Source organism: Microbispora sp. CA-102843 (genome assembly GCF_050936215.1).
Classification (GTDB): Bacteria; Actinomycetota; Actinomycetes; order Streptosporangiales; family Streptosporangiaceae; genus Microbispora.
Genome location: NZ_JBNJNF010000001.1, coordinates 9,689,160 through 9,713,781 on the forward strand (window position 1 = coordinate 9,689,160; position 24,622 = coordinate 9,713,781).

The 24,622-nt window shown below is 69.8% G+C and carries 19 protein-coding genes and 2 riboswitches; of the genes, 11 read left to right on the forward strand and 8 right to left on the reverse strand.

Annotated elements, in window-relative coordinates; translation table 11 throughout:
* The first annotated feature begins 11 nt into the window (after positions 1–11).
* Positions 12–237: riboswitch (cobalamin riboswitch) on the forward strand.
* A gap of 134 nt (positions 238–371) precedes the next feature.
* Both ACQEVJ_RS45300 and ACQEVJ_RS45305 read left to right on the forward strand, forming a co-directional pair.
* A complete protein-coding gene (locus ACQEVJ_RS45300) occupies positions 372–2,843 on the forward strand; it encodes a ribonucleoside-diphosphate reductase subunit alpha (RefSeq protein WP_433112107.1) in 2,472 nt (823 codons plus the stop codon).
* A 64-nt stretch (positions 2,844–2,907) separates the two neighbouring features.
* Complete coding sequence (locus ACQEVJ_RS45305; protein ID WP_433112110.1) at positions 2,908–3,927, forward strand: ribonucleotide-diphosphate reductase subunit beta; 1,020 nt, start codon at positions 2,908–2,910, stop codon at positions 3,925–3,927.
* Between the two features lie 59 nt (positions 3,928–3,986).
* Here ACQEVJ_RS45305 and ACQEVJ_RS45310 read toward each other — a convergent pair whose 3' ends face one another.
* From ACQEVJ_RS45310 to ACQEVJ_RS45335, 6 genes are all read right to left on the reverse strand, one after another.
* Positions 3,987–4,535, reverse strand: coding sequence for a DUF7676 family protein (locus ACQEVJ_RS45310; RefSeq protein ID WP_433112113.1), 549 nt, complete (start codon positions 4,533–4,535; stop codon positions 3,987–3,989).
* On the reverse strand, positions 4,535–6,373 hold the full coding sequence (locus ACQEVJ_RS45315) for an ATP-binding cassette domain-containing protein (RefSeq protein ID WP_433112116.1): 1,839 nt from the start codon (positions 6,371–6,373) through the stop codon (positions 4,535–4,537). The genes ACQEVJ_RS45310 and ACQEVJ_RS45315 overlap by 1 nt, the downstream gene beginning before the upstream one ends.
* A 2-nt stretch (positions 6,374–6,375) precedes the next feature.
* Positions 6,376–7,452: an iron chelate uptake ABC transporter family permease subunit gene (locus ACQEVJ_RS45320; RefSeq protein ID WP_433112119.1), complete on the reverse strand. Its 1,077-nt coding sequence runs from the start codon at positions 7,450–7,452 to the stop codon at positions 6,376–6,378.
* Complete coding sequence (locus ACQEVJ_RS45325; protein ID WP_433112122.1) at positions 7,449–8,666, reverse strand: ABC transporter substrate-binding protein; 1,218 nt, start codon at positions 8,664–8,666, stop codon at positions 7,449–7,451. Before ACQEVJ_RS45325 ends, ACQEVJ_RS45320 begins: the two co-directional genes overlap by 4 nt.
* A gap of 231 nt (positions 8,667–8,897) precedes the next feature.
* Positions 8,898–9,082, reverse strand: a riboswitch (cobalamin riboswitch).
* Positions 9,083–9,147: 65 nt separating this feature from the next.
* Positions 9,148–11,469, reverse strand: coding sequence for a 5-methyltetrahydropteroyltriglutamate--homocysteine S-methyltransferase (gene metE, locus ACQEVJ_RS45330; RefSeq protein ID WP_433112125.1), 2,322 nt, complete (start codon positions 11,467–11,469; stop codon positions 9,148–9,150).
* Positions 11,470–11,719: 250 nt separating this feature from the next.
* The gene (locus ACQEVJ_RS45335; protein ID WP_433112128.1) at positions 11,720–12,157 is read right to left on the reverse strand and encodes a VOC family protein; all 438 of its coding nucleotides are present in this window, start codon (positions 12,155–12,157) and stop codon (positions 11,720–11,722) included.
* Positions 12,158–12,454: 297 nt separating this feature from the next.
* Here ACQEVJ_RS45335 and hpnR point away from each other — a divergent pair, with 297 nt between their 5' ends.
* Both hpnR and ACQEVJ_RS45345 read left to right on the forward strand, forming a co-directional pair.
* Positions 12,455–13,930 (forward strand): hopanoid C-3 methylase HpnR, encoded by a 1,476-nt coding sequence (hpnR, locus tag ACQEVJ_RS45340; protein ID WP_433112131.1) that lies wholly within the window; start codon positions 12,455–12,457, stop codon positions 13,928–13,930.
* Positions 13,931–14,097: 167 nt separating this feature from the next.
* On the forward strand, positions 14,098–14,946 hold the full coding sequence (locus tag ACQEVJ_RS45345; RefSeq protein ID WP_433112134.1) for a hypothetical protein: 849 nt from the start codon (positions 14,098–14,100) through the stop codon (positions 14,944–14,946).
* A gap of 159 nt (positions 14,947–15,105) precedes the next feature.
* Here the strand turns inward: ACQEVJ_RS45345 and ACQEVJ_RS45350 are convergent, their stop codons facing one another.
* Positions 15,106–16,380 carry a flavin-dependent oxidoreductase gene (locus ACQEVJ_RS45350; RefSeq protein ID WP_433112137.1) on the reverse strand — a complete coding sequence of 425 codons (1,275 nt, stop codon included), beginning with the start codon at positions 16,378–16,380 and terminating at the stop codon, positions 15,106–15,108.
* 149 nt (positions 16,381–16,529) lie between these two features.
* Between ACQEVJ_RS45350 and ACQEVJ_RS45355 the strand changes: the two genes are divergently transcribed.
* From ACQEVJ_RS45355 to ACQEVJ_RS45380, 6 genes are all read left to right on the forward strand, one after another.
* Positions 16,530–17,288: an IclR family transcriptional regulator gene (locus tag ACQEVJ_RS45355; RefSeq protein ID WP_433112140.1), complete on the forward strand. Its 759-nt coding sequence runs from the start codon at positions 16,530–16,532 to the stop codon at positions 17,286–17,288.
* A gap of 196 nt (positions 17,289–17,484) precedes the next feature.
* The gene (locus ACQEVJ_RS45360) at positions 17,485–18,978 is read left to right on the forward strand and encodes a UbiD family decarboxylase (RefSeq protein ID WP_433112143.1); all 1,494 of its coding nucleotides are present in this window, start codon (positions 17,485–17,487) and stop codon (positions 18,976–18,978) included.
* Positions 18,975–20,018 carry an ABC transporter substrate-binding protein gene (locus ACQEVJ_RS45365; protein ID WP_433112146.1) on the forward strand — a complete coding sequence of 348 codons (1,044 nt, stop codon included), beginning with the start codon at positions 18,975–18,977 and terminating at the stop codon, positions 20,016–20,018. The genes ACQEVJ_RS45360 and ACQEVJ_RS45365 overlap by 4 nt, the downstream gene beginning before the upstream one ends.
* Positions 20,015–20,815 (forward strand): ABC transporter ATP-binding protein, encoded by an 801-nt coding sequence (locus ACQEVJ_RS45370; RefSeq protein WP_433112149.1) that lies wholly within the window; start codon positions 20,015–20,017, stop codon positions 20,813–20,815. Before ACQEVJ_RS45365 ends, ACQEVJ_RS45370 begins: the two co-directional genes overlap by 4 nt.
* The gene (locus tag ACQEVJ_RS45375) at positions 20,812–21,651 is read left to right on the forward strand and encodes an ABC transporter permease (RefSeq protein WP_433112152.1); all 840 of its coding nucleotides are present in this window, start codon (positions 20,812–20,814) and stop codon (positions 21,649–21,651) included. Before ACQEVJ_RS45370 ends, ACQEVJ_RS45375 begins: the two co-directional genes overlap by 4 nt.
* Positions 21,648–22,301: a UbiX family flavin prenyltransferase gene (locus ACQEVJ_RS45380; protein WP_433112155.1), complete on the forward strand. Its 654-nt coding sequence runs from the start codon at positions 21,648–21,650 to the stop codon at positions 22,299–22,301. The genes ACQEVJ_RS45375 and ACQEVJ_RS45380 overlap by 4 nt, the downstream gene beginning before the upstream one ends.
* A gap of 88 nt (positions 22,302–22,389) precedes the next feature.
* Here ACQEVJ_RS45380 and ACQEVJ_RS45385 read toward each other — a convergent pair whose 3' ends face one another.
* Positions 22,390–23,115, reverse strand: a complete 726-nt coding sequence (locus ACQEVJ_RS45385; RefSeq protein ID WP_433112158.1) for an alpha/beta fold hydrolase — start codon at positions 23,113–23,115, stop codon at positions 22,390–22,392.
* Between the two features lie 160 nt (positions 23,116–23,275).
* On the opposite strand from ACQEVJ_RS45385, the gene ACQEVJ_RS45390 reads away from it, so the two are divergent.
* Positions 23,276–24,094: a helix-turn-helix domain-containing protein gene (locus ACQEVJ_RS45390; protein ID WP_433112161.1), complete on the forward strand. Its 819-nt coding sequence runs from the start codon at positions 23,276–23,278 to the stop codon at positions 24,092–24,094.
* The last annotated feature ends 528 nt before the right edge of the window (positions 24,095–24,622 follow it).

A 24,622-nucleotide genomic window follows, 5' to 3' on the forward strand; every position in this document is an offset into this window, starting at 1 on the left:
AGCCCCCTATATATGGTGGTCGCTGCAGCTGGTTCGGCCGTCCATCCAGGACGGCCGAGGCAAGAGGGAACCCGGTGCGAGTCCGGGACTGCCCCGCAGCGGTGAGTGGGAACGACCGTTGTCACATGCACTGGATCCGGCCTACGGGCGATCCGGGAAGCGACAACCAGTAGGCAAAGCGGCGATATGGCCGCGCCGCCCACGAGTCCGAAGACCTGCCAGCGCGCCGTACACCGAGTGAATGGGTGTGCGGCCGGTCGGAGGCCGCGCGGGACGGCCGATGGCTCTGGCGCGCCGCTTTCGCATGCTCGCCGGAATGCCTCCTGCGCGCTGTCTCGGGCCTTGGGGACCGAGTTCGCGAGGAGAGAGCTGTGACGGTCACAGGGGTGTCACCGGACGGGGTGTCGTCGGTGGACGCCGAGCGGCAGGTTTCCATGCCGCGACGGGTGCAGATGCACGTACGCAAGCGCAACGGGGCGAGCGAGCCGGTCGACGTCAACAAGATCGTCCGAGCTGTGGAGCGCTGCGCGGACGATCTCGCCGACATCGATCCGCTTCGCGTGGCGACAAAGACGATCAGCGGCCTGTACGACGGGGCCACCACCGCCGAGCTTGATCGGCTGTCGATCCAGACCGCGGCGGAGATGATCGGCGAGGAGCCGCAGTACTCGCGGCTGGCCGCCAGGCTGCTGGCCGGGTACATCGACAAGGAGGTCCGAGGCCAGGGGGTGGCCTCCTTCAGCCAGGCGATCCGGCTCGGGCACGCGCAGGGGCTGATCGGCGACGCCACGGCCGACTTCGTGGCCGCGAACGCCCGCAAACTCGACGACGCGATCGACCTCAGGGGCGACCTCCGGTTCGAGTACTTCGGCCTGCGCACGGTGTACGACCGTTACCTGCTGCGCCATCCCTCCACCCGGCTGGTGCTGGAGACCCCGCAGTACTGGCTGCTGCGCGTGGCGTGCGGCCTGGCGACCACGCCGGCCGAGGCGATCGGCTTCTACCGGCTGATGTCGTCGCTGGCCTACCTCCCCAGTTCGCCGACCTTGTTCAACTCGGGGACGCGCCACACCCAGATGTCCTCCTGCTACCTGGTCGATTCCCCCCGCGACGAGCTGGGCTCGATCTATGAGCGGTACGCACAGGTGGCGCAGCTGTCGAAGTTCGCCGGAGGGATCGGCATCTCCTGGTCGCGGGTGCGTTCGCGGGGAGCGCTCATCCGGGGCACCAACGGGCACTCCAACGGCATCGTGCCGTGGCTGCGGACTCTCGACGCGTCGGTGGCCGCCGTCAACCAGGGCGGCCGCCGCAAGGGCGCCGCCTGCGTCTATCTGGAGACCTGGCACCCCGACATCGAGGAATTCCTCGAACTGCGTGACAACACCGGCGAGGACGCCCGCCGCACCCACAACCTCAACCTCGCCAACTGGATCCCGGACGAGTTCATGCGCCGGGTCGAAGCCGACGCGATGTGGTCGCTGTTCGACCCGAACGAGGTCCCGGAGCTGCCCGACCTGTGGGGAGAGGACTTCGACGCCGCCTACCGCGCCGCCGAGGCCGCCGGCCGGTACGTCCGTCAGGTCAAGGCCAGGGACCTGTACGGCAAGATGATGCGCACGCTGGCCCAGACCGGCAACGGCTGGATGGCCTTCAAGGACGCGTCCAACCGGCTGTGCAACCAGACCGCCGAGTCCGGCAACGTGGTGCACCTGTCCAACCTGTGCACGGAGATCATCGAGGTGTCCGGCGACACGGAGACCGCCGTGTGCAACCTCGGTTCGGTCAACCTCGCCGCGCACCTCGCCACGCACCCTGCCGGAAGCGAGATGGACTGGGAGCGGCTGCGCGCCACGGTGCGCACCGCGGTCACCTTCCTCGACCGCGTCATCGACATCAACTACTACCCGAGCCCGCAGGCCGCGGCCAGCAACCCCCGCTGGCGGCCGGTCGGCCTCGGCGTGATGGGCCTCCAGGACGTCTTCTTCGCGCTGCGGATGCCGTTCGACTCCCCCGACGCGAAGGACCTGTCCACCCGCATCGCCGAGGAGATCTACCTGACGGCGTTGGAGACCTCGGCCGACCTGGCCGCGAAGGCGGGCCCTCATCCGGCCTTCCAGCAGACCTGGGCCGCCCGCGGGCTCCTGCAGCCCGACCTGTGGAATGTGACCGGCACTCAAGACGAGCGCTGGACGGCACTGCGTGAGCGGATCGCCGAGCACGGGCTCCGCAACTCACTGCTCATCGCGATCGCGCCCACCGCGACCATCGCGTCCATCGCCGGGTGCTACGAGTGCATCGAGCCGCAGGTGTCCAACCTCTTCAAGCGTGAGACCCTCAGCGGCGAGTTCCTCCAGATCAACAGCGCGCTCGTGGCGGAGTTGAAGGCGCGCGGCCTGTGGAACGAGGAGATCAGGGCCGCCGTCAAGCGGGCCGACGGCTCGGTCCAGGGGATCGAGGAACTCCCGGCGGAGCTGCGTGAACTGTTCCGCACGGCCTGGGAGCTGCCCCAGCGAGCGCTGATCGACATGGCCGCCGCGCGGGCGCCGTACATCGACCAGAGCCAGTCGCTCAACCTGTTCATGAGCGCGCCGACCATCGACAAGCTCTCCTCGATGTACCTGTACGCCTGGAAGAGCGGCCTGAAGACCACCTACTACCTGCGATCGCGTCCGGCTACGCGCATCCAGCAGGCGACCGTGTCCCTCGCGTCGCAGAAGGCGACGGTGTCCCTCGCGTCGCAGAAGGCGCGGCCGGAGCCGGCGGTCTCGGAGAACGCCGCGATGACCGCCGAGGCGCTCGCCTGCTCGCTGGAGAACCCGGAGTCGTGCGAAGCGTGCCAATGAGCACGCCCCCTGGAAATCCGCACGTCTCGCAGAACCCCCAAGCATCACTCGAAAGGCGAGAGCCATGACCACCGACCCCGAGACTCCGATGCTGCTCGACCCGGGAATGAGCCTCACCCTGAGGCCGATGCGCTACCCGCGCTTCTTCGACCGCTACCGGGACGCCATCAAGAACACCTGGACGGTTGAGGAGGTGGACCTGCACTCCGACCTCAAGGACCTGGACCGGCTCTCCCCCGCCGAGCGGCACCTGGTCAGCCGCCTGGTCGCCTTCTTCGCCACCGGCGACACCATCGTGGCCAACAACCTGGTGCTCAACCTCTACCAGCACATCAACGCCCCCGAGGCCCGCCTCTATCTGTCCCGGCAGCTGTTCGAAGAGGCCGTCCACGTCCAGTTCTACCTGAACCTGCTGGACACGTACGTACCCGACGAGGACGAGCGGTTCGCGGCGTTCGCGGCGGTCGAGAACATCCCCTCCATCCGGCGCAAGGCCGACTTCTGCTTCCGCTGGATCGACTCGGTCTTCGAACTGCGCGAGCTGCGCACCCGGGAGGACCGGCGGGCCTTCCTGCTCAACCTGATCTGCTTCGCCGCGTGCATCGAGGGTCTGTTCTTCTACGGGGCCTTCGCCTACGTGTACTTCCTGCGCTCGCGCGGCCTGCTCAACGGTCTCGCCTCGGGCACCAACTGGGTGTTCCGCGACGAGTCCATGCACATGGCCTTCGCCTTCGACGTGGTGGAAACGGTCCGCCAGGAGGAGCCGGGGCTGTTCGACGAGGAGATGGCGAACCAGGTCCGCGAGATGCTCGCCGAGGCGGTGGAGTGCGAGGTGCAGTTCGCCGAGGACCTGCTCGGCGGCGGCGTGCCCGGCATGTCGATCGCCGACATGCGGGCCTACCTGGAGCACGTCGCCGATCGCCGGCTGGCCCAGCTGGACATCCCACCGCTGTACGGCGCGAAGAACCCGTTCGCCTTCATGGAGCTGCAGGACGTCCAGGAGCTCTCGAACTTCTTCGAGCGGCGGGTGTCGGCATATCAGGTGGGCGTGACCGGAACGGTCAGCTTCGACGCCGACTTCTGACCCCGGTTCGGTTCTGGCGCGCCCCGAAGGGCGCGCCAGACCGACGAGGTCCACTCCGCTCACGCGTGTGCGAAGCCCTTGCCGGTGCGGTCCAGCGGGTCGGGCTCCAGGCCGAGGTAGGTGGCGCGGAGTTCGTCCCAGGCGGCCAGCCGGGTGAAGTCCGGCGGGTCGAGGATCTGCTGGCGGTCGGTGAGGAACGGGTTGGGCAGCAGCACGGTCATGAGCTGCTCGTCCCTGCCGTTGAACATGCGTACGCCCCAGGAGGTCGGGCTGCCGTCGGCGTTGACGGAGCGGTACAGCTCGGCCCGGGCGCAGCGGCGGATCCGGCCGAGCTCGGGACCGCTCGCCGTGTGCTCGCCGATGCACAGGTGGAAGTGCCAGCGGCCGAAGTCGACGGTGACGTACCCGTCGTACAGGCTGATCCGCTGGGGCGCGTTGGGCGCGGCGACCTCCCAGGCGGCGCCCTGGACGATCACGCCGAACCAGATGTGCTCCCAGTGCTTCTCGAAGATGTCCTTCACCAGGGACAGCAGGGTCTGCTCGTCGGTGGGCAGCGCCCAGACGTGCAGGGTCCCGGTGCCCTGCTCCTCGACGACGGTGTGGCTCATCAGGCTCCTTGAGATTCTCGTACGGCACGCGCCCACTGGTCGCGGCGGGCGTCGGGATCGATCAGGGCGCAGTCGCCGCACTTGCCGCCGCCCGGCAGGCGGTAGTACAGGCAGCAGCTGCGGCGGACGAAGAAGGGATGGCCGGGCGCCGGTTCCGCCAGCTCTCCGGTGCCTCGCAGCGGGGGCATGGCCAGCAGCTCGCGGCCCAGCGCGGCGGCCGCCCCGGTGAGCTCGGGCCGTACGCGGGCGAGGGCGCGGACGGTCCCGGCCAGTGCGGAGGCCGCGTTGCCCCACAGCAGGCCCGGCGCGATCTTCACAACCCCCTGGACCGCGGCGGCGAGCGGTTCCAGCAGCTCGGTCACCACGGTGCGGTGCAGGTGCTCGGCGATCCGCGCCGGGTCGCGGATCTGCCATCCGTCCAGGCCGGCGGCGCGCAGCGGCAGCGGTCCACCGGTCACGGCCTGCCAGTGGACCCGCCGGGGATCCAGGTCGACGATCAGGTCGTGGGCGATCACGGCGCCGAGCGGAGGCGACCACAGCCGGGCGGCGATCCCCTGGAACAGGATCGAGGCGGCCACCCTGCGCTCGGCGGTGCCCAGGCGGCCGGCGACGGCCGTGATCCTTTCCGCAAGGACGCCGGGATCGGTGAACAGGTCGGCCAGTGGCCGCCATCCGTCCTCGACCTGGTCGATTTCGAGCGCGAAGTAGCCGCCGACGGTGGAGACGTCGGCGGCCGCGCCGGACACGGCCGCCGGAGCGGCGGGCAGCAGCGCCGGTGATGTCTCCACCAGCGTGTCCGCCGTCCGGCGGCTCCACGCGGTCAGCTCGGGCAGCGTGGCGAACTCGACGACGTCGCCGTCGAAGGCCGCCACGTATCCGTCGCCGGCGTGCCGTACGGCCAGCTCGACGGCCTCGTCGTCCGAACCGGCAGACCAGGTGAAGGTGTCGTCGCCGCTACGGCACGTACGCCAGCCCGCTCTGGACAGCGCGCGCTCCAGCAGCGGGCCGTGGATGCCGTCGGCGGTCACCCGCACTCTTCCTCCATTGCCCGTCCGGAGCGCGAACACTCCGGAGGCGGGGTCGAAGGACAGCTCGTCCCCATCGAAGGCGGCGCCGATCACTCCCGCGAGGGTCAGTTCCTCCGGTGTCCCGGTCTGCAGGAGACCGCCGGAGGCGAGCAGCCAGATCCGGTCGGCGACCCGCAGCGCCAGCTCCAGATCGTGTGTGGACACCACGACGGCGAGGTCCCTCTCGCGGGCGAGGCGGCGCAGCAGGCCCAGCAGCGCCACCCGGGAGGTGACGTCCAGGAACGCGGTCGGCTCGTCCAGCAGGATCGCCGCGGGCTCCTGCGCCAGGGCGCGCGCGACCAGCACCCGCTGGCGCTCACCGTCGGACAGCTCCGTGACGGGACGATCGGCCAGGTGGGCGGCGTGGACCGCCTCCAGCGCCCAGGTGACGATTTCCCGGTCCGAGTCCGACAGGCGTCCGGTGAACCCGGTGTGCGGGTGCCGTCCCAGCCCGGCCAGCTCGCGGGCGGTCAGCAGGGCGGGCAGGTCCCGCTCGGTCAGCACGACGGCGAGCCGCCGGGCCAGCTCCGCCGCCGGTATCGCTTCCACAGCGACGCCGTCGATGAGGACCCGCCCGTCCAGGGCGGGCTGCAGCCCGGCCATGGTCCGCAGCAGGGTGGACTTGCCGGTGCCGTTCGGGCCGATCAGCACCGTGAGCTCGCCGGGCGCGGCGGTCGCCTCCAAGCCGTCCAGCACGCGTCGTGGAGCGCGCCCGCGTCGCGCGGGATATCCGGCGCACACGCCGTCGAGGCGCAGACCTCGATCGTCCATGGTCACACCGCCAGTCCGGTCCTGGCCGCGCGGCTGCGCAGCAGTACGGCGATCACCACGGGGGCGCCGAGGATGGTGGTCACCGCGTTGAGCGGAAGCACTGCCCCGCCGCCCGGCACCTGGGCGGCCACGCAGCACAGCAGCGCCACCGCGGCACCGAGCAGCGCCACACCGGGCATGAGCAGCCGATGGTCGGCGGTGCCCAGCGTCAACCGGGCCACGTGCGGTACGGCCAGGCCGAGGAAGGCGACCGGCCCGCAGAAGGCGGTCACCGCTCCGGCCAGCACCGAGGAGACCAGCAGGGTCAGCGTGCGCGTCAGCCGCACCCGCACCCCCATGGTGCGGGCGTAGCTCTCCCCGAGGAGCAGCGCGTTGAGCGGCTTGACCCCGGCCAGCGCCGCCGCCAGCGCGACAAGGCAGACCGGGCCGAACAACGCGAGATCGGCCCACGTGGTCCCGGCGAAGCTGCCCAGGCTCCAACTGATGAACTGCTGGGCGCGCTGCGGGTCGGTGTAGGTCAGCAGCACCGTGATCACCGAGGTCGCGGCCGAGCCGACCATCACCCCGACGATCAGCAGTGTGACCACCGACCGCACCCGCCGCGACAGCGCGAGCACGAGAGCGAGCACCGCCGCCGCCCCGGCGGAGGCGGCGACCACGACACCGGCCCGGCCGAGCCCGGCCACGCCCGCGGTGAACGCGCCCGCCACTCCGCCCCAGCCGATGATGATCAATGAGACGCCCAGGCTGGCCCCGGAACTCACCCCGAGGATGTACGGCTCGGCCAGCGGGTTGCGGAACAACGTCTGCATCTGCACCCCGGCCGCGCCGAGGGCGGCTCCGGCCAGAGCGGCGGTGATCGCACGCGGAAGCCGTACCGTCCAGATGATCTCGCGTACGGCGGGGTCGGCCGAGCCGTCGCGCAGCAGCGCGGGCAGCGCCCGGGACAGGGGGATCGAGGTGGAGCCGAGCGTGACGGCCAGCGCGAACGCGACCGGCACCGCCAGCGCCAGGATCGACAGGACCACCGCCCGGCGGCGGTGCGCCGCCGGGACAGCCGTCAGTGCCGCCGCGGTCAACTGGTCATCTTCTGGTAGAAGGTGAACTCGTGGCCCGGGGCGAGGTCGGGATGCAGGATCGCCACCAGGTCGCCGAGGATCAGATCGGGCCGGGCGACGCCGCGCTCCCAGTAGTCGTTGCCGCCGCCCGGGCCCATGGTCTTGTTGGCCGACCACACCTCGCCCGTCTCGAAGGCGGAGAACTTGGCGTAGCGGGCGTCGGACTTCTCCACGTCCGCCAGGGACTTCCACTCGTTGACCTGGGCCAGCCAGACCTTCGCGTCCTTGGCCTTGGCCAGCACCGCCTCCAGGTCCAGCGTGGTGCTGCCGGAGCCGGAGGCGTCCGCCCACGCGTAGATCCCGCCGGCGTCCTTGATCAGCCCGGCCACGTAGCTGCCGCCGTTGGGCATCGACCACTGGCCCTGGTACATCTGGCCGGGCAGCACGGTGACCGGCGTGGCCGCCTTGGCCTTGGCCGCCAGCGCCGTGTAGTCGGACTCGATCTTCCCGAACACCTCGTTCGCCCTGGCCTCGGTGCCGGTGAGCGCGGCCATCAGCCTGATCCACTCGGCGCGCCCCAGCGCGGTGGACTCCAGCCACTCGGCGTTGGCGACCACCTTGATCCCGGCCTGGCGCAGGGGACCGTACGCCTTGTCCTCGGTGCCCTGCGTCATCAGCACGTCGGGCTTGGCGCCGATCACCTTCTCGGTGTCGACCTCCTGCCCGGAGGCGTACTCGGTGACCGCACCGGACTTCACCCGCTCCAGCACCTCCGGGGAGGTGATGTAGCCGGCCGAGGCGACCCCCTTGAGCCGGTCCAGCACACCCAGTTCGGTGATGAACGGCAGGTGCGTGGTCGAGGCGGAGTAGAGCGACTCGATGGGTGTCTCGATCGTCACCGCGCCCGCGAGTTCGCCCGACAACTGGGGGGCGGGCGTGCCGCAGCGCACCAGCACGTACGTCTCCGGCTTGGCGTTGGGGGCGGGCTGCTTGACCGTGACGACCTGGTAGTTCTTCGCGTACGTCAGGGTGAAGTTGGTGGCGTGCCTCAGGGTCTGCTTGACCGGGAAGTAGTCCGTGTTCGCGTCGTAGGAGGTGACGCAGCGGCTGTCGGCCGTCGCCGCGCCCGTGGCGGGCGACGCGGATGGTTCGGTGCCACCGCAGGCGGCCGTGGTGAGAAGGATCGCGGGTAGGACGGCGAGCAACGCGCCGCCGATCGGGCGGGGGATACCCATCGGTGGTCTCCTGTGAACGGGCCGCGACCGCCGTTCCTCGACAGCGTGACGCGGCGAGCGAGGAGCCGGATCACCACGAGAGCCCGGCACGGCGGCGGGTTTCACGACCGTCAGGCATGAAACAGCCGCCCGGGAAGCCGGTAGCCGTGCCGCGGGCAGGGAGAAGGGCGTCACGCCGGTTGCATGGCATGGCGACCACCGTCCTCTCTTGGGGAGATCCGCCCCAATTTCATCGAGGAGGCGACCGCGTGAGTCTCCTGGCTCTCGGGTCGAAGCTCGCCCCTGCCTTCCCACCCGCGTGCGGGCAGTGGCGTCGTCGGGGTTCGCTCGCCGATCACAGTGGCGGGACCGCGCCGGATTCACACCGGCTTCCTCGTTCCGCCGTCGCCTTCACGACCATGGTCGCATACGACGCATGCGCAACCGCAGTCGGGTGATCCCGGTCCGGCACGGTGTTCAGCCGTGCCGGACCGGGGACGTGTCAGGCCCGCGGGTGGTCGGCCACTTCGGCACGGATCTCGCGAGCGGCCGTGACGAGGTTCTCCAGCGAACGGCGGACCTCGGCCCAGCCGCGGGTCTTCAGGCCGCAGTCGGGGTTGGCCCACAACCGACCGGCCGGGATGGCCTCCAGGCCCGTACGCAGCAGGGACACCAGCTCCTCGCTCCCCGGCACTCGGGGGGAGTGGATGTCGTAGACCCCTGGCCCGACCTCGCGCGGATACCCGGCCTCGGCCAGCTCATGGGCCACCTGCATGTGCGAGCGGGCGGCCTCCAGGCTGATCACGTCCGCGTCGAGATCTTCGATCGCCGCGAGGATCTCACCGAACTCCGCGTAGCACATGTGGGTGTGGATCTGCGTCTCCGGCCGTACCCCTGCCGTGGCCAGCCGGAACGCCTCGGTAGCCCAGCTCAGGTAGGCGGGCCGTTCCGCGGCCCGCAGCGGCAGCGTCTCGCGCAGGGCGGGCTCGTCCACCTGGATCACGGCGACACCGGCCGCCTCCAGGTCGGCGACCTCGTCGCGCAGCGCCAGCGCCACCTGGCGGGCGGTGTCGCCGAGCGGCTGGTCGTCGCGGACGAAGGACCAGGCCAGCATCGTGACAGGGCCGGTGAGCATGCCCTTCACCGGCCGGCTGGTCTGCGACTGGGCGTACCGGGTCCAGCGCAGGGTCATCGGCTCGGGGCGGGAGATGTCCCCGGCCAGGATCGGCGGCCGGACGTAACGCGTGCCGTAGGACTGCACCCAGCCGTGCCGGGTGGCGATGTACCCGTCGAGCCGCTCGGCGAAGTACTGGACCATGTCGTTGCGCTCGGGCTCCCCGTGCACCAGGACGTCCAGGCCGGCCTTCTCCTGGAAGGCGAGGACCTCGCGGATCTCGGCCGCGATCCGCTCGTCGTAGGCGTCCCGGTCGATGCGCCCCGCCAGCAGGTCGGCGCGGGCGGTCCGCAGCTCGGCGGTCTGCGGGAAGGAGCCGATGGTGGTGGTCGGCACCAGCGGCAGCTCCAGCCGGGCGCGTTGTGCCCGCGCCCGTTCGGCGTACGGCTGGGCGCGCCGGACGTCCTGCGGTGTCACGGCCGCCGCGCGGGCGCGTACGGCCGGGTTGCGGGTGAGGGTGGAGGTCGCCCGGGACTCGAGCGCCGCCCGGTTGTCGGCGAGGTCGGCGGCGATGGCGCGGGTGCCCCGCGTCAGACCCCGGGTGAGCGTGACGATCTCCGCGGTCTTCTGCCGGGCGAAGGCGAGCCATGGGGTGATCTCGGGGTCGATCTCGGTCTCGACGGCGACGTCCAGCGGAACGTGCAGCAGTGAGCAGGAGGCGGCGACATCGACCTGCCCGGCCAGACCGAGGAGGGTGGCCAGCGTGGACAGCGACTTCTCCAGGTCGTTGATCCAGATGTTGCGGCCGTCCACGACACCGGCGACCAGGCGCTTGCCGGGCACGCCGCCGACCTTGGCGAGATCGTCCAGATTGGCCGCGGCGGGGCCGGTGAAGTCGAGCCCGAGCCCCTCGATCGGCGCCTGCGCCAGCACCGGCAGCGCCTCGCCGAGCCGGTCGAAGTAGCCGGCGACGAGGATCTTCGGCCGGTGGCTGAGCGAGCCGAGGTGCCGGTAGGCGGCGGCGACCGCGTCCAGGACGGCCTGCGGCCGGTCCTGAGCCAGGGCCGGCTCGTCGAGCTGCACCCACTCGGCGCCCGCCGCTCTCAGCGCCGCGAGCACGTCGGCGTAGACGGGCAGCAGCCGGTCGAGCAGCGTGAGCGGCTCGAACCCCGGATCGGCACCGGGCGCGGGCTTGGCCAGCAGCAGATAGGTCACCGGTCCGACGAGTACGGGGCGCGGATCGTGCCCGAGCGCGAGGGCTTCCAGCAGCTCGGCGACGGGCTTGGCGGGGTCGGCGGCGAAGACGGTGTCAGGCCCCAGCTCCGGCACCAGATAGTGGTAGTTGGTGTCGAACCACTTGGTCATCTCCAGCGGGGCGACATCCTGGGTGCCGCGTGCCATGGCGAAGTAGCCGTCGAGCGGGTTCGCCGCGACGGCGGCACGGTGGCGCTCGGGGATGGCGCCGACCATGACAGTGGTGTCCAGAACGTGGTCGTACAGCGAGAAGTCACCGGAGGGAACCTCGTCGAGGCCCGCGTCCGTCAGTTGCCGCCAGTTGTCGCGGCGCAGCCCCTCGGCGGTCGCGCGCAGCTCATCGGCGCTCACCCGGCCGGACCAGTAACCTTCGACCGCTCTCTTCAGCTCGCGGTCCGGCCCCTGACGCGGGTATCCGTACACGGTGCCGAGCGAGGTGGCGGGGGTGTCGGTCACGAAACTCTCCTTCGCGAGTCACGAGAGACCTCGGCGGTCCCGGGAGCGCGAAGGCGCGACCGATGAGCAGACGTGGCGGCCTGCCTGGTCCCGCCGGGCCCGCCCTCGAGGCCGTCGACGTCACCGCACGCGGTCGCGTGCGGGCAGCGGCAGGTCTTCGGACTCATGGGCGTCGTGCTCGTTCCTACTGGCCGTCGCTTCCCGCTACCCGCTTACACGTTGCAGTAGTGCGGCGCCGTCGTAAAGATCTTCAGCTGACCGATGCCGCGGCGACGCAGAACTCGTTGCCCCCCGGGTCGGCCATCACGATGTGATGCCCGTCGACCTCCTCCAGGACGTTCCCACCGGCCTTCACCAACCGCTCGGACTCCGCTTTGATCCGCTCCCACCGCTCATGGGAGTTGCCATGCCCCGGCACTCGGACGTCGATATGAAGCCGGTTCTTCGCCGTTTTGGGCTCGGGGACCTTGAGAATGGAGAGCCGGGGGCCGACGCCGTCCGGGTCGCAGAGCCACGCGCCGCCCTCCACGGCGTCGTCCTCAGGCAGATCGAATTGTGCGAGCCATTCCTCACGGGTTGTGAAGGGAGCGGGCGGAGGCTCGTCGATATACCCGAGCGCGGTCTTCCAGAACTCGGCGAGGAGCTGTGCGTTCGTACAGTCAAGGGTGAGGTCGATCCTGGCTGCCATGTCAGGACCATACTGGGCGTGATCAGGCCGGGAATCCGGGCGCGGACGCGCACGCCTCACCTCCCTGATCAACCCGTCTGCCTCGACCCGCCGCGAAGCGGCAGCGGGCCGGCGACAGCAAGCTGCCCCGCCTTACCCGGCAGTTCTCCGCCGCTATCGGCCGCCAGTCCCGGAATTCCGCTACACACGAGTCCCCTGATGTGGCCTGATTACGGTGTAAATCGGCTGGGTAGCAGGGGGTTATGAGATGTGTGTAGCGTCGCGGCCGGAGCCGGGTCGAGCGGAATGGGAGTGTGTATGCGCACCCTATTGGTCCACCCCAGCGGCCTCATGTACACGGAGATCTTCCTTAGGCTCGAACCCTTGGGTTTGGAACGGGTGGCGGCCGCCCTCCGCGCTGCGGGTCACCAGGTGCGCCTGCTCGACCTGCAGGTCTTCTCACACCGTGACCTGTATCGCGAACTGATCGACTTCGAACCGGAATGCGTCGGGTTCGGTCTGAACTACCTCCCTAACGTCCCGGAAGTGCTCGACCTGGCCCAGCGCGTCAAAAGCCTGTTCCCGCACTGTTTCGTGTTCGCGGGAGGGCACAGTGTCTCGTTCATCGCGCCGCACGTCATCGCCCAGTCCGACGGGGCTCTCGACGCCATTCTGCGAGGGGAGGGCGAGGTCGGAGCGCCGCTGCTGCTGGAAGCCGCCCCCGACGGAGGGCTCCTCGAGGTTCCAGGAGCCGTGACCGCCGAGGGTGTCTCCAGCAAACCGCCGCTCCTGCTCGACAGCCTGGACGAGCCGCGTCCGGCGCGGGACCTGACCCGGCGCCGCGACAAGTACTTCATCGGAGTGCTCGATCCGGCCGCCTCCGTCGAGTTCACCCGCGGCTGCCCTTGGGACTGCTCCTTCTGCAGCGCCTGGACCTTCTATGGCCGGAGCTACCGGAAGCTGTCGCCGGAGGCGGCCGCGGAGGAGGTGGCCTCGATCCGGGAACCGGGAGTCTTCATCGTCGACGACGTCGCCTTCATCCGGCCGGAGCACGGTGACGCCATCGCCGCGGAACTGGAGAAACGGAAAGTGAGGAAGGAGTACTACCTGGAGACACGTGCCGACGTGCTGCTACGCCACCCGGAGGTGTTCCGGCGATGGCGGCGCCTCGGGCTGAACTACATGTTCCTCGGCATGGAGGCGCTGGATGAGCAGGGACTCGAGCTGTACCGCAAGCGGACCAGTCCCGACCAGAACATAAAGGCTCTCGAACTGGCCCGTGACATGGGACTCACCGTTGCGATCAACCTCATCGTGGACCCCGCCTGGGATGCCGAGCAGTTCCAGCTCGTACGCCAGTGGGCGCTTTCGGTGCCCGAGATCGTCAACCTCACCGTCATGACCCCGTATCCCGGGACGGAGATCTGGCACACCGAATCACGGAAACTCACCTCGCGCGACTACCGCCTGTTCGATATCCAGCACGCGGTGGTTCCGACGACGCTTCCCTTACGCGAGTTCTATCGGGAGCTGGTGAGGACCCAGGCGGTGATGAACCGCAAGCACCTGAGCGTGACCGGCGCAATGAAGACGCTCGGCGTCATCGGCCGCAATCTGCTACGCGGGCAAACCAACTTCCTCACATCGATCTGGAAGTTCCCCTCCGTTTACAACACCGATCGCCAGCATGGAGATCATCTCCGTGAGGTCCGCTACGAGCTGCCGGTACCCGAACAGCGCGTTCTCCTGCCGGACAATCGGCGGGGGCTCTACATCCACCAGCGGCCTCACTGACCCGACCGGCCGTACATGATCTGCATCCGCTCCCGCCGGCGCCCCCGCCGGAGGCAGAAGGAGTGCGACCCTGGGGGATTTGCCAGTTGTCGCAGGGGCCGCCCGTCCGGCAGGAACACCGTGAACCACTGATTGCTTTCGCCCGTCTCAGGTGCATGAGAGGCACCTTGCTCCTCGCCGTGCTCGTGACGCTCACCGCCTGCGGGACGGCCCCGGCCGCGACCACGACCGCATCCTTGACGCGATACCAGGCCGACCCGACCGTGCTGTCCAACCCACAGCATGGCCCCCAACTCTGCGCTTCCGTCGCCGAGTCCCTGCCGCCCCAGTGTGGCGGCCCTGACATCATCGGGTGGGACTGGAACAGGGTGCAGCATTCCGCCCGGAACGGCGTGCGCTGGGGCGAATACCACGTGGTCGGTACCTGGGACGGGAAGAGTCTGACGCTCACCGAGCCCCCGCGCCCTGCCCAGCGCAGCGACGTTCCACCCGACCGATCCCGCTTCACCACACCGTGCCCGGAGCCTGTGCGCGGCTGGCGCCCGGTGGACCCCGCGAAGGCCACTGACAGGGCGATGGAGGCGGCGCTCGCCAGGGCCCGGGCGATCCCCGGGTACGCGGGCAGTTGGCTGGACCAGAGCTACCTGGAAGAGATCGATGACTACGATCCCAAAGACCGCCGATACGTGGAGCGGTACGCCAACGATCCCAAGCGGCTCGTGCTGAACCTGATGTTCACCGGCGACGCGGCCGCCCGCGAATCCGCGATCCGCGAGGTGTGGGGTGGCGCGCTGTGTCTGAGCCGCGCTGAGCGCACGGAGGCGGAGCTTCGGGCACTCCAAGAGCGGGCGGGGAAAGAGATCAAGGGCGTTCAATCGGCCGCGGTGGACGAGCGGGCGGGCCGTGTCGAAATCGGGGTTTGGGTCGCCACACCAGAGCTACAGCGTGAGATTGACGAGAAGTACGGGAAGGGCTTGGTGGTCCTCGAAGGCATCCTCAAGCCCGTGGGCTCGTAATCGACCTGGCATCCCGGCCGCGCGAACGCCCTGGTCGGGGAATGCGGAGGCACCCAAAAGAAGGACGGGGGCCCAGGCGGCCGCGGCAGGTGCCGCGGCCGCCGTCGAGGGTGGTGCCCGGGCCGGCCGGCCGGCTCCCAGCGGCCGATCACAGCGCGCTCAGCGGTCGGCGCGCATGGCCTCGGCGGAGTAGCCCGCGATCTCCTTGTACCGCTGGGAGATCTCGGCGAGCTCCTCCACCTTGATCACGTCGTCGATGGACTCGAACGGCCGGTCGCCGGTCCGCTGCCACACCTCGCGGATGATCACGTCCGGCGGCACGCTCCGGTTGGCGAGGACCACCTGTGCGGTCGCGGGCAGCCGTTCCGCCTCGTACGCCCGCAGCGCCGTCACCGGGTCAAGCGTGCCGCTCAGGTGGTTACGAAGCGCCTGGGCGTCCAGGATCGCCTGCCCGGCACCGTTGGAGCCGCGCGGCACCATCGGGTGGGCGGCGTCGCCGAGCAGGGTGATCCGGCCCTCGCTCCAGTGGTCCAGGGGGTCCTGGTCGACCATCGGGTACTCGAGGACGGTCTCGGAGGCTCGCATCATCGCCGGCACGTCGAGCCAGTCGAAGTGCCAGTCCTCGAAGGCCCCGATGAAGTCCTCCAGGTCGCCGCGCCGGTTCCAGTCGCGCTGCAGGTGGCGCGGGGTCTGGATCTCGACGACCCAGTTGATGAGCTGGTCGCCGTCGGGCAGGTTCCTGATCGGGTAGGCGACGAGCTTCCCACGGTCGATCCAGCCGGCGCGCACCATGCTCGCCCCGGACAGGAACGGGCTGCCCTTGGTCACGCCACGCCACATGTTGATGCCCGAGTAGCGCGGCTCGCCCTCGTGTGGGTGGAGCTGCTTGCGCAGCACCGAGTGGATGCCGTCGCAGGCGACCAGCACCCGGGCGCGTACGGAGGGCAGCTCATCGCCGCCGGGCCCGGTGAAGTGGGCGGTGACGCCGTTCTCGTCCTGCTCCGCTCCGACGCACCGGTGGCCGAGCACCACGGCGTCCTCGCCGATCCGCTTCCGCACCGCCGCGAGCAGGACCGCCTGCAGATCGCCGCGGTGGATGGAGTACTGCGGATGCTCGTAGCCGGCGTGCCGGCCGGACGGCTCCCGGTAGATGAGCTGGCCGAAGCGGTTGAAGAACACCGACTCCCGCGTGACGACCGCGACCTCGGCCAGTTCCTCGCCGAGATCGAGCCGGTGCAGGACCCGCGAGGCGTGCGGCAGCAGGTTGATGCCCACGCCCACCGCGCCGACCTCGGGCACAGCCTCGTAGACGCGGCAGCCGATTCCGGCGTCGTGCAGTTCGAGCGCGAGCACCAGGCCGGCGATGCCGGCGCCGACGATGAGGACCTCTTCCTCGATCGAAGGGCTTGCGGGATCGGGGGACCGTGGCGGCATGAAGACTCCTGGCTCCTGTGCTGTTGGGCCGTCAGGCGGGGGATGGGCCGTTGCCGGCAGTGGCGCCTGATCGGGCGCCGAGCACATGGTGCCATCGTGTTGTCTATTGCAGACGTATCCGGCAAGGTTTTTCTGCTATACAGAACAACATGGTTGACGCCCTCCCTCCTTACGCCATCGGATCGGTGGACAAGGCGCTGCTCATCCTGCTCATGGTCAGGGACCGAGGGGAGGTGCGGGTCACCGACGTCAGCGACGAGCTCGATATCGCCCGTTCCACGGCCCATCGGCTGCTGCTCACGCTGGCGCACCGCGGGTTCGTCGCCCAGGACCGGGTCACAAGGGCGTACCGCGCCGGCCGCGTCGTGGTGGAGATCGGACTGACCGCGGTGGGCGGGCTCGACGTGCGGCGTAAGGCCAGGCGGCACATGGAATGGCTGGCGGCCGAGCTGCACGAGACGGTCAACCTGATCATGCTGGAGCGCAACGGCGCCCGGTTCATCGACGGGGTGGAGGGCGACCGGCCGCTGCGGGTCTCGTCACGCACCGGGACGCTGCTGCCCGCGCACAGCACCTCGGGCGGCAAGGTCCTGCTCGCCGAACTGCCCGACGAGGAGGTGCTCGCGCTCTTCCCCGACGGCCTCACCCGGGTCACCGACCGCACCATCACCGACCCCGATGCCCTGCGCGCTGAGTTGCGCAGTGTGCGCGACCTGGGCTACGGAGTGAATCACGAGGAGAGCGCAGCCGGGCTGGACGCGGTGGCCGTCTGCGTACGCGACCACCTCGGCCGCGCGCTCGCCGCGCTCGCGGTCAGCCTGCCCCACCAGCGCATGACCCAGGGCAACCTGCACATGATGCTCCCCTTGCTGCGTGCCGCCGCCGAGGGCATCAGCCAGGATCTGTGATCGCGTGGCCGCCCGATGGGCGGCACAAATTGTTCCGCTGTGCAGAATCTATGTCCGCGTGATTCCATTTTGCGAAAACCCGCCGTAGCTTCTGGCAACGAACCGGTCGATCCGGTCGCTGTGCCATGAAACGGGTATATCTCATGATTCTGCATGAAAACGGCCACCGCAGCCTGCTTTCGCGCGGGTGGCGCCGGTGAGCTACAACGACTACGACGGCCCCCACGCCGACCTGCGCGAGCTGATCGAGCGGATCGACCGGTCCGGTCAGCTGGTACGGCTCGGGGGCGTCGACCCGCACCTTGAGCTCGGCACCCTCATCGAGCTCATCGCGCACCGCGGCGGCGAGGGCGGTCCGGCCGTGCTGTTCGACGACCTCGTGGGCGCCAAGCCCGGCCACCGTGCCTTCTCCGGCGCCACCAACTCGGCCGAGCGGCTTGCCCTCACTCTCGGCCTGCCGTCACCCCGTCATCCGCTCGACGTCGTGCGCGCCTACCGGGACCGGATGAAGACCCACGAGCCGATCCCGCCGGTCACCGTGGACGACGGCCCGGTGCTGGAGAACATCCTGCGCGACGACGAGGTGGACGTGACCACGCTGGTCGCGCCGCTCCTGCACGAGCGGGACGGCGGGCGCTACATCGGCACCGACGACCTGGTCATCATGCGCGACCCGGACGACGGCTGGGTGAACATCGGCACCTACCGGAGCATGGTGCACGGCCCCGACCGGGTGGGCCTGTGGATCTCCCCCGGCAAGCAGGGCAGGCAGATCAGGGAGAAGTACTTCTCCCGCGGCGAGCCATGCCCGGTCCTGATCTCCTGCGGCCACGACCCGCTGCTCTTCCTGGCCTCGGGCAACGAGCTGCGTTACGGCCTGTCGGAGTACGACTACGCGGGCGGGCACCGCGGCCGGCCGTTCGAGGTGGTGGCCTCCGAGCTCCACGGGCTGCCCATGCCCGCCAGGGCCGAGCTGGTGCTGGAGGGCGAGATGTACCCGGGCGAGGTCGCACCCGAGGGGCCGTTCGGCGAGTTCACCGGCTACTACGCCGGCGGCCGCTCGGACCAGCCCGTGGTGCGCGTCCGCCGGATCTACCACCGCAACGACCCCATCGTGACCGTCGCCTCCCCGATCAGGCCCCCCTCGAACTTCTCCTACAGCAAGTGCGTGATGAAGGCGGGGATGATCTGGGACGAGGTCGAGCGGGCCGGGCTGTCCGGCGTGCAGGGCGTCTGGTGCCACGAGGCGGGGGCGGCCCGGCTGTTCAACGTCATCTCCATCAAGCAGGCCTACGACGGCCACGCCAAGCAGGCCGGGCTGCTCGCCGCGTCCTGCCAGTCCGGCTCCTACCTCGGGCGTTTCGTCGTCGTGGTGGACGAGGACATCGACCCGACCAACATGTTCGACGTGCTGTGGGCGATGTCCACCCGGTGCGACCCGGCCGACGACATCGAGATCATCCGCCGGGCGTGGAGCGGACCGCTCGACCCGCGCATCCCGCACGGCCAGACGCACAATTCGCGGGCCGTCATCATGGCCGTCCGCCCGTACGACCGCCTCAAGGACTTCCCGCCCGTCGCCGAAGCGAGCCCGGAACTGCGCGACCAGGTCGCGCGCAAGTTCGCCGACGTCCTGGCGGGACTCGGCTCCCCATCCCCCCACCTGCAGCAACCGAAGGAAGCACAATGATCAGGCTCCGCCTGGCCGCGATCGCCGCGGTGACCGCCTCGCTGTCCCTTGGCATCACCGCGTGCGGCGGCGACGACGAAACGTCCGCCACCGCGGGCGGCGACGACGCCACCATCACCTACGGCATCTACGAGCCCGGCGCCGACTCCGGCTACCTGCTGATGGGCCAGGAGAAGGACTTCTTCGCCAAGCACGGTGTCAAGGTCGAAGTCGTCCAGCTGAAGAGCGCCCAACAGGCCTTCCCCGCGCTGCTGGCCAAGCAGGTCGACGTGATCCAGGGCAACCCGAGCGAGGCGCTGCTCGCGGCGCAGAAGGGCGCGAAGCTGAAGTTCGTCGGGTCCACCATGCCCGGCCAGAACTACGCCATCTATGGCAAGAGCGACCTGGCCTCCCTGGCCGCCTTGTCCGGCGCCACGCTCGGCGTCTCCACCCCGACCGGCCTGCCGGCGGTGGTCGCCAAGGCCATGATGCTCCAGTCGTCCGTCGATCCGTCCTCGGTGAAGCTCGTCAACTCCGGCGGGTCCGCCGACCGGTACAAGGCGGTGGTCTCCGGGCAGATCCAGGCCGCCTCCGCACCGCTGGACTACACCGCGCAGGCCGCCAAGGACGGCGTCAAGCTGCTCGGCCGGGCCAAGGACGTGGTGCCCGACTTCCCCAGGTATGCGCTGATCACCAGGGACGACGTGCTCCAGACGAAGGGCGCCGCGGTCACCGGCCTCATCGCCGGCCTGGTCGAGGGCATCCGGTACGCCGACGGGCACCCGGACGAGGCCGGGGCGCTGGTCGCCAAGACGCTCAAGGTGGCGGCGGACGATCCGATGATCTCCGAGACCTACAAGGAGTTCCACGACGGCGGCTACCTGGCCATGAACGGCGAAATCCCGGTCAAGCAGATCACGTATCTCGCCGACCTCCAGGTGAAGCTCGGGATCACCCAGAAGGCGATCGCGGTGGACCCGATGGTGGACGACAGCTACCGCCAGAAGGCCGTCGCCGAGATCGGCGAGGTCCCCTCGAACTACTACGGAGACGCCAAATGAGTGGCGACCTCGCGGTTGACGTACGGGGAGTGTCCAAGGTCTTCACCGACGACAAGGGCCGCGAGGTGCAGGCGCTGCGGGACGTGACGTTCCAGGTGCGCCGCTCGGAGATCGTGGCCCTGACCGGGCGCAGCGGGTGCGGCAAGACCACGCTGCTGCGGATCATCATGGGCCTGGAGCACCCGACCTCCGGCACGGTGAAGGTGGACGGCGAGCCGGTACGCGGCTGCGGGCCCAACCGGGGCATCGTCTTCCAGAACGCCGAACTGCTGCCCTGGCGTACCGCACTCGCCAACGTCGAGTTCGGCCTGGAGGCCCGCGGCCTGCCCAAAGCGGAACGGCGGGCGGCCGCCGAGCGGGCGATCGAGCTGGTCGGGCTGACGCACGCCGCGAGCCGCCGGCCGCACGAACTGTCCGGCGGCATGCGGCAGCGGGTCGGCATCGCCCGCGCGCTCGCCATCGACCCCGCCGTGCTGCTCATGGATGAGCCCTTCTCCGCGCTCGACGCGCAGACCAGGGAGAAGATGCAGGCCGAGCTGCTGGAGATCCATGAGCGGACCGGCAAGACCATCATCTTCGTCAGTCACGACATCGACGAGTCCGTGCTGCTCGCCGACCGCGTGGTCACCCTCGTACCCGACCCCGGCCGGGTGCACGGTGTGCTCGACACCGCCTTCGGCCGCTCCACGTCCCTGGACGAGCGCCGCGGCTCCGCGGAGTTCGCCCAACGCCGCCACGAGCTGCTGCAACTCGTGCACGGCCGCGAGATCCGGCAGCAGGATGGAGTGTCCGCATGACCGCCCTGGTAGAGCAGGCGGCGCCCGCCGACGACGAGACCGCCCTGTCCAGGAAGATCCGATCCCAGGGCCGCAGCGGCCGTGACCGCCTCGTCACCGCCGCGGGCGTGGTCGTCCTGCTGATCATTTGGGAGCTCGCCGCCCGGCAGGTCGACCCGATCCTTGCCGCGCCGCCCAGTGCCGTCCTCAAGGCGCTGATCAGCATGATCGGGGACGGCACGCTGCTCACGGCGGTATGGGGGAGCGCCCAGCCCTTCCTGGTCGGCTACGTGCTGGCGATTGTGGTCGGGGTGCCACTGGGCCTGCTCATCGGCCGGTTCCGGGTCGTCGAGGCGGCGATCGGCTGGCTGGTCATCGCGGGCTACGCGATGCCGATGATCGCCCTCACCCCGGTCTTCATGCTCTGGTTCGGCCTGGGCTTCGCGGTCAAGGCCGCGATGGTGATGACCATGACGGTCTTCGCCATCGCCATCAACACCTGGAACGGCGTGCAGCACGTGCCCCGTACCCTCATCGAGGTCGGCACCGTCTTCTGCGCCTCGCAACCGCGCATCCTCGGCCAGATCGTGATCCCGTCCGTCATCCCATCGATCATGACCGGGTTGCGTATCGGCATCGGCAAGGCCGTGGTCGGCATCGTGATCGCCGAGTTCTTCACCGCGATCGGCGGGCTCGGCGGGGTCATCGTGGACGCCGGGCACAGCTTCCAGCCGGACCGGATGTTCGCCGCGGTCGTCGTGCTGATGGCCGCAGCGGTGGCGCTGACCGGGCTGATCGGCCTGATCGAGCGGCGGCTGGCCCCGTGGAACCGGTCGATCGCCGGAGGTGCGCGATGAACACCCCGATCGCCGGGGCGCCGCGCCGGGTCATCGTCGGAGTCTCCGGCGCGACCGGGACGGCCCTTGCCGTACGGACGCTGCAACTGCTCGGCGCGGCGGGGGTGGAACGGCATCTCATCGTCAGCCCCTCCGCACGGCGCACGGCCGCGTACGAGATGCCGGAGGCCACGTTCGACGCCGAGGTGGTGCACAGCTTCCGCGACATCGGCGCCTCCATCGCGTCCGGCTCCTACCCGGTGGACGCGATGATCGTGATCCCGTGCAGCGTCAAGACGCTGGGCGCCATCGCCTCTGGGGTGTCGGAGAACCTGCTGGTGCGGGCCGCCGACGTGACCCTCAAGGAACGCCGCCGGCTCGTGCTGTGCGTACGCGAGACACCGCTGCACCTGGGACACCTGCGGGCGATGGTCACCGCGACCGAGATCGGCGCGATCATCGCGCCCCCGATGCCGGCCTTCTATTCCGCCCCGGAGTCGCTGGACGACGTGGTGGACCACATCGTGGCCCGGGCGCTGTCGCTGATCGGCGTGCATGTGCCCGGCGCGCCGCCGTGGCAGGGGACTCCCGCCTCGGCGGCGCGTACCGGAGATCAGAGCCAGCCCGGCAGTGAAGGCTCGGCGACCGCGCTCGGACGTCCCAGCAGGTAGGCCGTCACCTCCGACAGCTCCCCGCGCACCGGCACCGGGGAGCTTTCCCGCGCCCTCTACCCCGGCCCGCGCGGCCCGATCGGGCGGGTCAGCCGAGCTTGAGCAGCAGTTCGGTGAGCTCGGCCGGCATAGTGATCATGCAGTCGTGGCCCGTCTCCAGTTCCCACACCTGTGCCGGGCTGCCGTTGGGCTGTATGGCCGGGACGGGCCGCCGCGTGATGCCCTCCGGTACGCCGGCGACGCAGTGAATGTGCGTCCGCGGAATCGTGTGCACGGCTGGGTTGTCCAGCCGGACCGGTTGCCGCAAGCAGAGCACCGGCTGATCCGACAACATCGTCCGCAGCCACGCCACGTCCGCCGGGTCGGTGACGCCGAACAGGCCCAGGGGCGGCGGCAACTCGGGCATCGGCGGGATCCGCCAGCCGACCTCGGACTCCGCAGCGCGGTCGATGAGGGCCTGGGTCATGGGATGCACATCGACCGCGCTCTCGCCGTCCTCCGGGACCATCGCGTCGAGATAGACCAGATGGGCGATCCGGTCCGGGATCCGGTTGGCGGCGGACGAGATGACCAGCCCGGCGTAGCTGTGGCCCACCAGGATCACGTCGGTGAGCTCCTCCTCGGTGATCAGCCCGACGATGTCGTCGACGTGCGTGTCCAGCCCTACCTCGGGGCCGAGCAGATGCGCCTTGTCGCCGTAGCCGGTCAGCGACGGCGCGACCACCCGATGCCCGGCCGATGCCAGCAGCGGGACCACCCGCTCCCAGCATTGCCCGCTGTGCCAGGCCCCGTGTACGAGCAAAAATGTTGACATGGTGTAGCTCCTTGTTTGCGGAAGGGACCACCAGCCGATTTCGCCAGCGTTCGTCCCGGAAGTGAGGTTTCCGCTCACCCGCTGACAGAGCCAGAGCCCCCGCGATCCTGGGGGTGACAGGACCAGGCACGCACGAAAGTGCGCGAATTACAGTGGGGACATGAGCGACGAATCCAACCTTCTGGGCGATTACGTACGCGCCCGCCGGGAGCTCGTCACTCCTGAACAGGCCGGCATCCCCTCCGTGGGCGTACGGCGCGTGCCGGGCCTGCGCCGGGAGGAGGTCGCGATGCTCGCCGGCATCAGCGCCGACTACTACCTGCGCCTGGAACAGGGCCGCGACCGCAACCCCTCCGCGCAGGTCCTCGAGTCCCTCGCCCGCGTGTTGCTGCTCGACGACGACGCGACGGCCTACCTGCTAGGCCTCGGGGCGGGAAAACCCCGGCGGCGACGGCGGCCCCGGAAGGAAACCGTCCCTCCTGGCGTCGCCAAGCTCGTCGTCACGCTCCCGCTCCCCGCGTACGTGGAGGGCCGCTACTTCGACGTCCTCGCCGCCAATGCGCTGGCGACCGCTCTGTCGCCGCGACTCGTGGCAGGGGGCAACCGCCTGCGGGACGTGTTCCTGAACCCCGCCGAGCAGGCCCTCTACCCGGACTGGGAGGACGCCGCGCAGGGCATGGTCGCCGGCTTCCGCGAGTCCGTCGGCACCGACACGGACGACCCCCGATTCATCGAACTCGTCGGCGAACTCTCCCTCGCCAGCCCTCGCTTCAGCAGGCTCTGGGCCCGCCACGACGTGAACACGTGCGAAGGCACACCCAAGCACATCGACCACCCCCAGGTCGGTGGCCTCTGGCTGAACCGGGAGAGATTGGGCGTCAGCGGCGCGACAGGTCAGACGCTCGTCGTCCTCCACCCGGACCCCGGCACCGACAGCGCTGACAAGCTGGCGCTCCTCGCGTGCGTCGTGCGGACATGACCCCGCCCATGCTCGGCCGCTCGGCCGGGTGGCCCAGCCTGCGGAGATCGCCGAGACGCTCTGTTTCCTCGCCTGGCCGTCGAGCACCAGGCAAAGCCGTTTCTGGCCTCGCCGCGTTCAATCTCCGCCCCCCACACGGGGAGACCAGGTGCTCCACCGGCGGCTTGCCGGACCGAGGGATGGACTGCACGCTACACAAGCGGGCATCTCGCTCGTAATGAGCGCCTGCTTGCAAACGCACCACGTGGGGAACAACGCGGCCGGCTCGGGCGTGTGGTGGTGGATTTCGGCGTGAGCGGGTGTGCGGTCCTGTTGCTGTGCTTTGCTGCTGTACGTCTTCGGCTGGCATGGCGTGCATTGGAGCGGCGATTCAAATGGCACTCCGCAGGAAGTGGCGTCGAAAGGCCCGCAAGTACGTGCTGGCCTGGAGTCTCTTTCTTGTCGCGGGGCTCCTGTGGCAGCTGTTCGGTGACTACTTGAGCGGCGGTCGGCAAGAGATCGGCCCGGTACAGGTAGTCGGTGCTGTTG